This window comes from Amphritea sp. (assembly GCF_050300915.1).
Taxonomy (GTDB): Bacteria; Pseudomonadota; Gammaproteobacteria; order Pseudomonadales; family Balneatricaceae; genus Amphritea.
On sequence record NZ_JBNKYN010000002.1, the window covers coordinates 106,097 to 120,071 of the forward strand.

Consider the following 13,975-nt stretch of genomic DNA (forward strand, 5'->3'; position numbering starts at 1 on the left):
GGGCAGGCCCGGCCCTCACGACGTCAGTCTCTTAAGCGCCGTCAGGGGAGCTGGTGAAACTGCAAAATTTTCCAGCGCCCGATGATTAACGGGTAACAACCGATAAACGCCGTCAAACAGCATCACCGGCACGCTGGCCAAAGACCACCCGTTATCGCTGCGACAGATCCGAATCTGTGCCTGGTTATCATGCCAACGACAACGGTGCGGCAAGATATCAATGGTCTCCGGGCTGAGCTGATTTATCTGGCTATAGATATACGCTACCGCCAGGGCACCGGTACCACAGGCCAGCGTTTCCCGGTTGATTCCCCGCTCAAAACAGCGGTTTTCAATAATGCATGAGCTTAATTGCCGGGCCAGATTAACATTGATACCTGCCGGAAATAGCCCTTTATAGCGAGTATTAAAATATTGACCAATATGCTCAACCAGCCAGGTGCCAAAACTCTCACGGCGATCCCTGGCCGGCCATTGCTCCGAACGGCTGAAAATGTAATCCGCCAGTTCAGGAATAGAAAAGTCGGTATCCGGAAAGATGACTAAATGGGGCTCACCGGTAAACACCAGATGCGCTTTAACTTTTAATTGTTTTGTATTACCGGCACTGCGCAGATCGCCCTCACGAAAACGGATAGTGATTTCAGGGTACAGATCAATACTGCTATTGAAAGAGAGAGAATGTTCAGGCACTGCGAGCTCTGCTGGCGTCCGGCGGGGATGCCCAAGGTTAACCCAGCCACCCTGCTTATCTTTACCCGCCCCAATCTGAATAACTTTCGGCGTCTCCAGCGGGATCTCCGTCAGAATCGAAGCAGATGACACCCCGTGCTGGTTAAACAGATGGCTGGCCACGCACATCAGACCGTTACCACAACACAGCGCTTCTTTGCCATCCGGCTCAAACATCCGAAACAGATAATCAGCCTGATGGGCATCCGGCAGGGTGGGCCAATACTCTCTTGAGTCCGCAATCGACTTTAATGCTTCGGCGGTGCAACGCTGAATAACCAGCAAGTTGTCACAACCCACACCAAAACAGGTACTGGTTGCCTGAAAAGCAAACCGCGACATTTCAGCCTCGGAGAGCAGGAGTTGCTCCGTTGCATCCACGATAACAAAGTTGTTACCGCATGATGTGTACTTCACAAACGGAACTAATTTCATAAAGGTTCCCGATAGTGTTGGTTTAATGCTTCAGTATCCTGACCTGTATAAATTCGGCCTGTCAGGATTACAGCCTGAAAAACACATTGCCCTGGCAGAAAACAGAAACTCCCTAATCCGCAGCGAGGCTATACCTGGGTCAGTCTAAAGATAATAGAAACCAAACAAATGTTTAAATTATTATTTGAGCAGCAATCTACCATCTGCTCACACAATAAATCAAATACCGGCCGCCCCTGAACAACGACAATATCCAGCCACATCCTGGACGGCAACGGGATCATCAGTGCGGTAGAACAATAGCAGCGCACCAGGGGAAACTCAAAACAGCCTGTTGCCAGGCGGCTTTAGCAGATCATCCCAGAACAGGATGTATGAGGGATATCTATCAGATGTGCTGTTGAATCTTTCGCGACAGCAGGTCAACCATGATATTCATCATCGCCGCGATCAGAATCAGCAGCAAAGCAACATCAAATCGGATCGACTGGATCGCGCTATCGACAAAAAATCCGATCGTCTGAATGCCCAGAATTCCCAGAATAGCAGTCTCCCGCATGATCACCTCCCAGCGGTAAAGCATAAAGGATAAAAATGCCGGATAACTACGGGGCAGAAGCTCATAAAAATATCGGTCGATACGCCTGACTGGCGCATCGGGTCTTAGTTGTATCTCATTGCTATTACGCCCGGTCAGATAACCGATGAGGGCGCCATTGTGAATCGCCAGAGCGATCACCGCAGGCAGCATTGAGGGCCCCAGCAACTGCAACAGGATATATGCCAGCAGATATTCCGGGGTAGAACGTGCAATCACCAGAAATATATGGCCCGGAAAGCGTCCCACGGGGCCAAAACAGTGGCGGCTGATCAATGGAAAAAACAACAAGGCACATAATCCGGTTAGCACCAGTGCAATCTGCGACAGCAGCAGAGTGTTCCAGATTCCAGGCAGTGCCTGATCAATAATAATCGAGCCCGCCCAATCCGCCAGAGAGTGCAGAGTTGCGTCTCCATTACGCAAAGGCGCCGGGATAATATCCTGAGAAAAGAAGCGTCCGACATTCCCCCAGATAATCGGCATCCCCGAACCCATAAAAAACGGCGCCCCCAGCAGAAATAGCGGCAGAGTCCAGCGCCTGAGCCAGAGTTTCTTTGTCGCAATTAACAGATAAAAAAGGATCATCAAACCCGCAACTTCAGGATAGTAACCCTGAGAAAAGGAGGACTCCAGGTAGTAGCCCAGGGTTGGCAGTCCAACAAATCCGAGAATCGCACTACTGCGGATACCACATTCAAGGCGATATGAGGTATAGCTCACCAGGTGGGGCCAGGCCAGGGGGAGCCGGGTATAGAGTAACGCACTGAAAAAATCACTCGCCACGGGTAGAGCATATCCCGGCTGCTTTGACACCTGCCCGAGAATCTCGGCATACATACGGGCAAATATCCCGGAATAGGGAACAGCAATCGCCAACAGGCCGGTTAACGGGTGCAGACCAAAAAACTGTAAAAAGATCAATGCCCAGAACAGTTCATGGATTGAGCGTGTCAGAGCGCAGAGCGCACGGATAGCGGTATTTTGAAAAGCCAGTGCCAAGCAAAAACCACAGACAACCGCCAGTGCCACCCCGGCAAAAGCAAACGCCAGTGTTGCCAGTAGCGCCTCGATAACCTGATCTGCAGCCATCAGCCCTGGCGAAATAAAGCCCTGTAATAAACGTCCCAGATCGGTCCAGGGGTCGAGGCTGGAAACCTCAAGATCCGCAAATGGTAAACAGATCAGCGCAACCAGCACAAACCACAGACCAGTACGCACACCGCCAGGCCAGCGGTAACGTGGCGCAGACACGATTTTAGTAGAACTCATTCAGAACACTGACTGTCAGCCGTTCAGCGCGCTCATCCAGAACAAGCTCACCATTCTGAATGGCAACAATTCGCTGACCATAGCGTAATGCCCGGTCAACATCATGCAGGGTTATTACGGCGGTGGTGAAGTTTTGCCCCAGCAGCGACATTACCCGATCTGCTTCCGGCCCGTCTAATGCTGACACCGGTTCATCTGCAAGTAACACCGAAGCGTCCTGAAAAAGAGCCCGGGCAACAGCCACCCGCTGTTGCTGCCCACCAGAGAGATCAGCTACTGCGGAAAAACACTTATCTCCTAAACCCAACCGCTCAAGCAGCGGCAGAATTTCGGCAACCCGCGCTGGAGACGGAAGTAACAGATTACGAATATTGTGCCAAACACTGTAGCGGGATAAACGCCCCATATAGACGTTATGAAAAACACTCAGGCTTTCAACCAGCCCTAACCCCTGCGGAATCAGAGCGCACTCGCTCCGATTTTCGGTATAGATATGATTCAGCAGGGTTGATTTACCGCAACCACTCTTGCCCAACAGAATCAGGTGCTCGCCAGCCCGGATATCCAGACTGACGGGCCCCAGAACACGCTGACCAGCATAGCCCAGCGCGTTGCTCTGTATCGCCAGTACCGTCATTAATCCAGCAAACCTACCTGTTTGGCAACCTTGCGTACCGGTGCAAAATCTTCATTGGATGCGGGAATAAAGCCAGAACGTGGAAAGCTGTTAAGCAGTTCAGGATCTTTCATATCCAACAACGCTTTCTCCAGCCGGGCAGTAAAACCTTCGCCGTAGGCCGCATCGAGATCGCCGCGCACGGTCCACTGATAGTCAGGATAAGTAGGTGTTTCCCAGATAACCTGGACTTTAGAGGTATCAACCTTGCCATCGGCAACGGCCTTTTCCCAGACTTTATAGTTCAGCGCACCGACCTGATAGGCTCCGGACTCGACCAGCGCAATCGTACGGGAGTGGTTACCACTGAAACCGACCCGGCTGAACAACTCATCGGGGCTGATACCAAACTGTTCCCGCAGGTTATACTCAGGCATCAGACGCCCGGAGGTAGAACCCTTTGAACCGAAGGTAAAGGTCAGCCCCCGCAGAGATTCCGGCAGGTGATCAGAAGGCAGAATACCGGTACTGGTATTGACAATAAAAAAGGATTTGAATTCAGGATCTTCAACCCCCTGAGCCACAGCGCGGGACCCCGGCACAAGCTCTCTGGCCTGCACACCTGACAGTCCACCAAACCAGGCGAGTTGCACCTGATTATTTCTGAACGCGGTAATAGACGCAGCATAGGATTTAACCGGAATAAACTTCACCTCGGTATTCAGTTGTTGCTGCAGATAATCAGCAACTTTCTGAAAACGCTGCTTCAACTGCGTTTCATCCTGGTCAGGAATAGCGGTAAACACGAAAGCTGGCGCTGCATGAACCGCACCTGCCAGCAACATAAGAGATAACCCACGGAGCAATATTTTAAGCATTTTTATTCCTGAAAAAGCAGTAAAATTAAGGCGGCCATTTTCGCACAATCCCCTATATGAATGCAGCTTGTTTCATCATTAAAGCTAAAAAATCCAATCCCGAACATCAACATCTGTTTGATATATTTAGACTCTTAGACAAAAAATATAAACAACCAGCTATGCTGCACTGCAGTCATGATCAGATGGCAAAGATCATGTTGGTGAATACGGATGCTGGACAGGCTAAGACGAACCGGATTTGAGTAACTGACTTCGCAGTACCCGGCACTCCCCATCACAACACTCTACAGATCATCTGATGCCGCTCAGGCGATCGATATTTCAACTATTCAGCTATGCAAAAATCACCGCCGCAAAAAACAGCGGTCAGCGAGCTGCAGCTCAGCGACTAATCCCATTTACCAGGATAGCCATAAACGCCGTCGAGCGGTAAACTGTTCTCCTGTTCACCGAGGGGAATCTTCATGTCTTTCGAAAGTGCCATCACCTTTTTTATCGCTATATTTATCTTCGGTATAACCCCCGGTCCCGGCGTCTTTGCTATTCTGGCAAAGGCTATGGTAGAGGGCTCCCGGCGCTGTTTTATGCTGGCACTGGGAATGACTTGCAGCGACATTATCTACCTTACCCTTGCCTGCCTGGGCCTGGCGACTATCGCCGAGCACTGGAGTGGACTGTTCACCCTGATCCGCTGGGTTGGTGCCGCTTACCTGATCTATCTGGGTTTCAAGCTGTTTACCAGTAAACCCCATATTGACCCTACAACCGCATCCGTTGCCAAACGCTCTTCACTGGAATTTATTCAGGGCTTTCTTATCTCGGCGTCCAACCCAAAAGTGATCCTGTTCTATATCGCCTTTCTACCCACATTTATGGATCTGGGAGCTCTCGACCATAATGACATTGCCCTGGCGGCAGGACTGACCCTGTTTGCCCTGATGCTTGGCCTGATGCTCATCGCTTTTTGTGCTCACTGGGCCAGTAAGCGATTACAGTCACCAACGGCAATGAAACGGCTTAATCAGTCTGCCGGAAGTATTATGATGGGTGCCGGTGTTTATCTGGTATCACGCAGTTAGTCCTTTATAATCAGCGCTCCAGCTTTCAGACCACAGGATCACAATGGAAACCCTTGCTGTCCCTCAGGGACGTTTTGAACTGTCTCGCTTTCCCATCCGGCCGCAGGAAACACTACGTGCCTGGGATGCAGCAGACGAATATCTGCTGGGTTATCTGGATGATGCACAACTGCTGCACAGCGCCAGCCGCATCCTGATTCTGAACGATAGCTTCGGCGCGCTGGCCTGTGCGCTCTCCAAATACCCGGTTATTTCTATCAGTGACTCCTATATTGCGCAACAGGGTTTACAGCTTAATCTCAGCCAGAACCAGCTTGACAACGGGTCGGTTGAATTCAGGCACTCGCTGATGGATTACGGGCAGATAGATCAACCTTACGACCTGGTGATCTTAAAGGTGACTAAAAGCCTGGGACAACTGGAGGATCAGTTGCATCGTCTCCGCCCCTACCTGACACCGAGCAGCCGGATCATCGCCGCTGGCATGGTCAAGGGCATTCACAGTTCAACCCTGCAGTTATTTGAAAAAATTATTGGTGAGACAAAAACCTCACTGGCCAGAAAAAAAGCCCGACTGATCTTCGCCCAATTCGACCGGGCACTTTATCCTCCTGAAAATAGCTATCCAAAATCGTACCGACTGGAAAATACTGAGTATCAGATTCTCAATCATGCCAATGTCTTTTCACGGGAAAAACTGGATATTGGCACCCGTTTTTTGATTGAAAACCTGCCCTCGGATAACCGCTTTAAACAGATAGTCGATCTTGGCTGCGGGAATGGCATTGTCGGACTCATGGCTGCAGCGGCAAACCCCGGCGCTACCCTCCACTTTGTCGATGAGTCTTATATGGCGGTCGCTTCTGCTGAAACTAACTTTAACGAAGCATTTCCTGGGCGCCAGGCCATATTCAGAGTCACTGATTGCCTCTACGGATTAACACCAGACAGCTGTGACCTGATCCTTAACAATCCGCCCTTTCACCAACAGAACGCCATCGGCGACTTTATCGCCTGGCAGATGTTCACCGAAGCCAAAACAACACTTAAAACAAGCGGCGAACTCTGGGTTATCGGCAACCGCCACCTTAACTACCACGCCAAACTGAAAAAACTTTTCGGTAACTGCACAACAGTCGCCAGCAATAGCAAATTTGTTATCCTGAAAGCGATTAAACGATAACTATCCCGGCCGGTCTGACAGGTATCGAAGATCGTTTATAAACAGAGGTCTGCACAAGGTTTTAGCTCAGAAGCGTTCAATACCCACCTGTTTTAAAACGGATGTTTACTTTTTCTTCAAACATTCGCCGGAATCTCAATCGACCGATTTAATCATATCAGGTATATTCGTAGCCCTTATTTTCCCTGATTCATCTGACCATTTGTTTATCAGGAACAGGTAAACATGACGTAGGTTCTGAGTATGCAATGGATAATCGAACACAACGGTTTTATTATCGAAGCAATATTGATGGGTGTTATTGTTATTTGGGTTGGCACACGGATCTGATCAAACCTAATTGCAGGTAAAACCACAACCATGTCATTTGTGAATATACGCCGAACTGTCAGCGCGCTGTCTGTCATTCTTACCTGTATCTCCCTGCCTGCATTTTGTGCAGTTCAGAGCGAACTCTCCGAGCTGGATTATCTTAGTGATATTCCGGTTACCTTTTCAGCAACACGTTTACCGCAAACCCTCAACGAAGCACCCGCCTCAATCACCATTATTGACCGACGAACGATAGAAGCATCCAGCGCGACCACTATCTCAGAACTGTTCAGACTGGTTCCGGGTATGCAGTCATACCATATCGCTACAAACGCGTCTGCGGTCGCCTATCACGGTATGAGTGACAAGTTTCCCTCCCGAATGGAGGTAATGATCGATGGCCGGTCAGTCTATATTCCCCTGTTCTCTGCTGTCATCTGGGAATCCCTGCCAATCAGTATCGATGATATCGAACGAATCGAAGTGGTTCGCGGTACCAATACCGTTACTCAGGGATCAAATGCATTTCTTGGCGCCATCAATATTATTACCCACTCAGCATTCTCGCCCCGGGAAAATATTGTGAAATACCAACAGGGAGAGTTTGACAATAAAACGGTCTATAGCCGCTATAGTGCGTCCCATGACTTAGGTAACTACAGCCTTTCAGCAGGCATTACCGGTAACGAAGGCAACCGCTTTAGTAGTGGAAATTCCGATCCTTATTTTAATCGGCACCTCACCTTCAACACCTCCATCTCACCAACGTTACTCGATACTTTCACCGTCAATCTGGGGGTGAATGCTGGTTATTCTTCAGTTGGTGATATAAAAAGTACCGCTAAGGATCCAGAGCAGCCGGACCCGAAACGCAGGGAGTTTGAATCATCATTCCAGAATATCGAGTGGAAGCACCAGCTAAATAACCAGAATGAGGTACAGATTCGCTACTCCCATAGCACAACGGATTATGACGCAGCACGCCTTTCCGTTGCCGAGATCAGAGCTAAATACACTGATAATGTCGCAGATGACAACGGACTTCCTGATATCTATAAAGAATCTCTGGGAACCGCATTTATGGAGGCTAATCCATACAGAGTCACATCGGAATTTGGCAACATCGAACAACACCAGCTGGAACTGAATATCAAATCAACCCCCTCTGATTACGATCAACTCTTAACGGGAGCGGAGTACCATCACCAATCAGCCCGGAACTATCAGATGTTTGATACGCATAACATGGTATCAGAGGACAACTACAGGTTATTCGCCCACTGGGAAAACACCCGGATACCAGACTGGACCTTTAATCTTGGTGTCTCTGCAGAACATGGGGGGGAAAATTCGACCCGAGTATCACCCAGGTTCGCAGTCAACTATCAACTCAGTAATGATTTGACTCTGCGCTCCTCAGCGAATCGCGCCTATCGAATGCCATCAATGCTGGAGTCCAATTCCAGCATCAGGATCTATACACCAGCGCTCACCCTCCCTCCCGGAAACCTTCAGGATCTCTTTGGCACCATCTATGATACCGTCTATGAAGCCAATGAAAACCTCAAACCGGAACAGCTGGATTCTATCGATCTGGGAATGCTCTTAGTATGGCCACAATATAACAGTGATCTGGACATTCGCTGGTTTTATGAAGAGATTACGGATGGCATCACTGAAACCAAACGGGAAGGCGATAACGATGGCACACTCACCTACACGAACCAGTCTGCATGGAACAACAAAGGGGTAGAGCTACAGCTGAAATATCAGGGCAATAGCAGCTACAAGCCCCTGATTATTTTCAATTATGGTTTTATCCAAAGCCGAGGTTATCGAATTCTGGATGCCCGCACCAGCGACAATTACGACCACTATTGGCATGACTCTTTAGATACACGTAACCCGGAACATACGGCATCATTACTCACCAGCATAACGCTGCCGGACAATCTGCAGATCAGCCTGAGCCATTACTATTTAAGCTCTGTCCGCTGGATTGAGGCAACCAGAAAAGACAGTGAAACACCCAATGCCCCTTACCATCGAACTGATCTGAAAATATCCAAAGGCTTCAGACTCTCTCCCCAAAATGAGCTGAGTATTGCCTTGATCGTGCAGAACTTACTGGATAAACCCTATTCTGAGTTTTATGCTGAGAATATGTTTGAACAACGCACCTATTTACAAGCTCAGCTGAGTTTCTGACAGCTCGCCAAAAACGGATTATGCCGAAAACTACACAGGAAGTAGTCGCAAAAACCACCTACAACTGTCAGATTGTCTGTTTACTGATAGCTCTTTTGCTTGCCTGTAGCAACCTCAGGGCTGCTGACGCAATGCTATTGCTCAGTAGTGATAACCCAGCCTATCAGAAGGTTGCATCGACCATCATCAGTCAGGGGCCAACCATCCCCATAGAAACATCCTATCCTGACTATTTCAGTGACAACGCTCAAACCACCCTCGCAGCATATCCATTGCTGATTGCGGTCGGCAGTAAGGCGACAGAGTTTGCAATGCGGTTTGCAGACAGTAACAGTATCATCATCAGCACCTTTATCCCCAGTCAGAGGTTCCGGCAATTATCGCAACAGTACGCATCTGCACTTAACCAAAGGCAGGTTAGCACCACGGCGATATTTCTTGATCAACCCCTCGAACGCCAACTCAGACTGGCAAGTCAGATAAAACCAGAGTTGAAGAGCCTGGGGTTTACCCTTGGGCCTGACTCAGAGTATATATTGCCCGCACTGGAACAAGCTGCAGCACAAAAAAAATTCAGTCTTAACTATCAAAACCTGACCCTGGAAGACAACCCAATCCAGCGTATTCAGCCCATTATGGAAAGCTCAGACCTGTTTCTGGTCATACCTGATCAAAGCACGCTTAACAAGACAACAGCCAAATGGCTATTATATATGTCGCTGCGCAACCATGTCCCTTTGCTGGCTTTCACAGAGAACTACGTCAAAGCTGGAGCGGTCGCAGCATGTATCACCACACCTGAGGAGATCGGGCGGTTCACCGCTGAGCAGTTACATCTTATCGTCGGAGGTACTCTGCCTCCCCCCTCCTTCAGCCCTTATTTTAAAGTCATCACCAATCCGCGTGTCGCCAGACAGATCGGTCTGTCAATCAAAACGGCGGAGCGACTCCAGCAACAAATTGTGGAGGAAGAAAGTCTGTGATAAAAATCAGGAACAACCGCTATGGAATTCGCCAGCAGGTATTATTGATAACACTGATACCGCTGCTGGTGATGACCCTGATTCTGGCAGGATACTTTGTTTCGACCCGGGTAGCTGACAACAAATCGGCGCTGATTGAAAGGGGCGAAACGATGTCACGCCTGCTCGCTCAGGCCTCAGAGTTTGGCCTGATCTCAGGCCTCACCCATCAGTTATCAGCCCTCAGTCAAGGCCCGATACAAGAAGCAGATGTCGCCGATGTTATCTTTATCGATCCCAGGGGAGAAATTCTTTACCGCTCTAACGATTTCACGTTCAATCCCGATCTGAAACAACAAGCCAGCCATCTGATAGATGACGCAGTCTGGCTATTCACCACGCCGGTTACTACCCAGGGCATCATTGTCAGTGACTCACCCGAAACAAGCGCCACCCAACTTGATCGAGAACTACTGGGCTGGGTTGTTGTGGCGATGTCAACCAAACCGATGCATACCCGTGAAAACCAGATCATTAGCAACAGCCTGCTTATTCTGCTGGGCGGACTGATATGCACCTTTATCATCGCTGCACGCTTTGCCGAAACACTGACGAAGCCGATAATCAATCTGACAACGGTGGTCAAAAGACTGGAGGAGGGATATCTGGACGCCCGAGTTGAAACTCAGTCGCATGCTGAGCTGGGTTCTCTCGAAAAGGGGATAAACCTACTCGGTGAGCAGGTTCAGAGTTCAAACCAGATTTTGGAAAGTCAGGTGGAAAAAGCAACCGAACGGTTACGAAAAACCATGCAACACCTGGAAACACAGAATATGGCACTGCAGAAAGCCCGCCAGAGGGCGGATCAGGCCAACCTCGCAAAAGACCAGTTTCTTGCTCGTATGAGCCACGAACTACGCACCCCTCTGACCTCTATTCTGGGATTTACCAACATGCTGAGACAAACAGATCTCAGTTTTGAACAGCAGGAACACTGTCGAATTATCAATCAAACATCGACCATGCTGCTATCCATCATCGATGACATTCTCGATTTTGCCAAACTTCAATCCGATGCCATAAAACTGGAACGCATCCAGTTCAACCCCGACCAGGTGATTTTCGAAGCACTGGAGATGCAGTCACAAAGCGCTGCGGCAAAAGGTCTTGAGCTTAGCTATCTGGTTGATGAATCGGCCTATAACGATGTACTGGGTGATCCGACCAGACTACGTCAGATTGCCACCAATCTGATCAGCAATGCGATTAAGTTCACCGATAAAGGCCAGATACTGGTAACTCTTCGGGAGATAAAACAAAACCATGATCAACGACTGATGCAACTCTGCGTGAAGGATACAGGCATCGGAATTTCTGAAGAGCAACAGGCACTTCTGTTCAACGCCTTCGCCCAGGCGGATTCCTCCATAACCCGCAGGTTTGGCGGTAGCGGTCTGGGCCTGGTGATTGTCCAGAAGCTGGTTCAACTAATGCAAGGCAGCGTCGAGCTATCCAGTCAACTTCAACTAGGCACCCAAATATGCTGTAGTTTCAGCGTGAAAACAGCCCCTAAACCTCTACAGGTAGCAACGCTTAAACCGCTCAAAAACGATCTGATTATTTTTGACCGGCACCCTGAAAGCCTCGAATCGCTTAGTCGGATGACGCAACCACTGGTGGCTAAAATACACCCCTGTGCAACAATTCAGGATCTTGAAAAAAGCTTATCAGGTATTCAGGGTGATTCTGCAGGTTTGATATTCGGCCTGAGTGCCAATACCGATATAGCGAATCAACAAAAACTTAAAATTGCCGGTATATTTGCATCATTTAAAGGCGCTATTCTCCTGCTGACACCGGCTCTCGCAGGCAATACCGAGGAGTTCTCTCATCTCAGAGATAATCCCTTACTGACGATCAACAGCAAACCTTTGCATCGGGAAATAGTCAAAAAATGGCTGAGTCGTTCACCTGTAAAGAGCAGCAAGCAGAAAGCTGATAATGGTCTCCCCCCCCGACTCGCAGGAACCGTAGTACTAGTTGCCGAAGATAACGACTTTAATCGCCTCTTATTACGAAAGATTATTGAGTCAGCCGGCGCAACAGTGTTCGAAGCACGCGATGGCGAACAGGCCGTCAAACGGGTCAGGGAGATCAAGCCAGACATCGTCATCATGGACGTACACATGCCTAAAATGGACGGCATCATGGCCGCTCGTGAGGTACGCCAGCATCACCCTGATCTGCCAATCATAGCGCTTACGGCAGATGTTATATCGAGCGAAGAAGATGCACTGCGTCAGGCCGGGGTTAGCAAAATAGAGTACAAACCCATAAATGACACCCGGCTGATCAAACTACTCGAAATGCTCTGTGGAAAAGAAAAACCACTGGATGTCGAGGTCACAGAACAACCAGGCGAAACGGAAGGCAACACCAATCTGGTCAAATATCAGCTCAGCAAAGAGCAACTGCATCATGAACTGACAACCCAGATCGAGGCGTTACTGCAGGCATTTGAGCAGAACGATATAAAAAGCATGCGGGATCATAGCCACCAGTTGATTGGTCTGGCTGGACTATTCGAACTTCCGGAACTGGAAAACTACAGCGTCATACTTAACGACTCAGCAAAAGCTGGCGATACCAGAAAGGTATGGGAGATATTATCCAGTCTTAAGCGCCTGATAGCACATCAACAGTATCTTGATTAAAAATCAACTGACAGAGGAGCATTACGGATAAACTCCTCCAGCTCAGCTGTCAGCTGCTTGATATAGCTACGCCCTTGAAGATCGTATAGATAACCATGTAATCCAGGCCTGGCGGTCACCGGACATTCCTCCCCCTGATCAAACTGGTAACAACGTCTGCGAAACAGTTCCAACTCAGTGTCATGGGAGATCGGCGTATGAATAAACAGACTCCAGGCCTGCTCTGTCGTTGAGCGGTCCTCCACCCCTTGCATCAGCTTCAGAACATACTCCCGATCAGGCCGATAGACCGGTGGACGACCAAAAAGAAGCCCCGCAACCAACAATATAAGGATGCTCAGGCTCACCAGGAAAACAACGACAAACTCCATCTACACCTCAATGATAGCGGTTAAAATCCTGGGACAACAAATGTTCCGCTGCACTGTTAACCTTATGGCTGTAATCTGATTCCAGTGTTTCCATATGGGCGATATACTCAAGCTTTTCCGGGCCTTTAAGCTTTTTCCAGGCCTCAAGACGGGGAATATGCTTACTCTGCTCAAACACTTCATTAAAGACAATATAAGCATCGGACTGAGCCAGCTGTGGGTCTAAGTTATCCAACAGTACTTTGCAGCGAATACTCGCTTCCGTCAGCGGTATCTCTTCGTTCAGTATAGCCCGGCCAATCACCTGCAAGCTCTCAATAATATGTAAACGATGCTCACTGACCTCAGCCGCTATTTTCTTTAACCTCTCTTCTGCATCAAGGCGTTTCTGTTTCTGCCGGCCCAATAAGCGCAGAATAAAGAACACAAGTCCCGCCACAATAACCAGATTTACTGTGATTAAAATATAAAGCGTTGTTTCAGACATAAAATACCTATACTAAAAGCAGTCATAAAAGCAGTCGCTAGACCGCTGCTTCGCAGTTTGCTAGACGTGGCTGCGCCACTTGCTAGTATCTAGAACAAGCATGACCGAGTGATACGAAGCGCTGA

At 48.9% G+C, this 13,975-nt stretch carries 11 protein-coding genes; 5 read left to right on the plus strand and 6 right to left on the minus strand.

Features of this window, described 5'->3' with window-relative positions:
- Positions 1-15 precede the first annotated feature (15 nt).
- The 4 genes from ACQY8X_RS00950 to ACQY8X_RS00965 form a co-directional block, all read right to left on the minus strand.
- Complete coding sequence (locus tag ACQY8X_RS00950) at positions 16-1,167, minus strand: diaminopimelate epimerase (protein ID WP_428033262.1); 1,152 nt, start codon at positions 1,165-1,167, stop codon at positions 16-18.
- A gap of 388 nt (positions 1,168-1,555) precedes the next feature.
- Entirely contained in the window at positions 1,556-3,037 is a 1,482-nt protein-coding gene (locus ACQY8X_RS00955) for a PhnE/PtxC family ABC transporter permease (RefSeq protein WP_428033263.1), read from the minus strand.
- On the minus strand, positions 3,024-3,674 hold the full coding sequence (locus tag ACQY8X_RS00960) for an ATP-binding cassette domain-containing protein (RefSeq protein WP_428033264.1): 651 nt from the start codon (positions 3,672-3,674) through the stop codon (positions 3,024-3,026). Before ACQY8X_RS00960 ends, ACQY8X_RS00955 begins: the two co-directional genes overlap by 14 nt.
- Complete coding sequence (locus ACQY8X_RS00965; protein ID WP_428033265.1) at positions 3,674-4,531, minus strand: putative selenate ABC transporter substrate-binding protein; 858 nt, start codon at positions 4,529-4,531, stop codon at positions 3,674-3,676. The genes ACQY8X_RS00960 and ACQY8X_RS00965 overlap by 1 nt, the downstream gene beginning before the upstream one ends.
- Positions 4,532-4,998: 467 nt before the next feature.
- On the opposite strand from ACQY8X_RS00965, the gene ACQY8X_RS00970 reads away from it, so the two are divergent.
- The 5 genes from ACQY8X_RS00970 to ACQY8X_RS00990 all read left to right on the plus strand — a co-directional run bounded on the left by ACQY8X_RS00970 (position 4,999) and on the right by ACQY8X_RS00990 (position 12,992).
- Positions 4,999-5,613: a LysE family translocator gene (locus ACQY8X_RS00970; RefSeq protein WP_428033266.1), complete on the plus strand. Its 615-nt coding sequence runs from the start codon at positions 4,999-5,001 to the stop codon at positions 5,611-5,613.
- A gap of 43 nt (positions 5,614-5,656) precedes the next feature.
- Complete coding sequence (locus ACQY8X_RS00975; RefSeq protein WP_428033267.1) at positions 5,657-6,796, plus strand: methyltransferase; 1,140 nt, start codon at positions 5,657-5,659, stop codon at positions 6,794-6,796.
- Between the two features lie 360 nt (positions 6,797-7,156).
- Positions 7,157-9,316 (plus strand): TonB-dependent receptor plug domain-containing protein, encoded by a 2,160-nt coding sequence (locus ACQY8X_RS00980; RefSeq protein WP_428033268.1) that lies wholly within the window; start codon positions 7,157-7,159, stop codon positions 9,314-9,316.
- A gap of 20 nt (positions 9,317-9,336) precedes the next feature.
- Entirely contained in the window at positions 9,337-10,299 is a 963-nt protein-coding gene (locus tag ACQY8X_RS00985; protein WP_428033269.1) for an ABC transporter substrate-binding protein, read from the plus strand.
- A complete protein-coding gene (locus tag ACQY8X_RS00990; protein ID WP_428033270.1) occupies positions 10,296-12,992 on the plus strand; it encodes an ATP-binding protein in 2,697 nt (898 codons plus the stop codon). The genes ACQY8X_RS00985 and ACQY8X_RS00990 overlap by 4 nt, the downstream gene beginning before the upstream one ends.
- Here ACQY8X_RS00990 and ACQY8X_RS00995 read toward each other — a convergent pair.
- Together ACQY8X_RS00995 and ACQY8X_RS01000 are read right to left on the minus strand one after the other, a co-directional pair.
- A complete protein-coding gene (locus ACQY8X_RS00995; RefSeq protein WP_428033271.1) occupies positions 12,989-13,363 on the minus strand; it encodes a hypothetical protein in 375 nt (124 codons plus the stop codon). The genes ACQY8X_RS00990 and ACQY8X_RS00995 overlap by 4 nt on opposite strands.
- 7 nt (positions 13,364-13,370) lie before the next feature.
- Positions 13,371-13,850: a DUF2489 domain-containing protein gene (locus tag ACQY8X_RS01000; RefSeq protein WP_428033272.1), complete on the minus strand. Its 480-nt coding sequence runs from the start codon at positions 13,848-13,850 to the stop codon at positions 13,371-13,373.
- Positions 13,851-13,975: the final 125 nt, after the last annotated feature.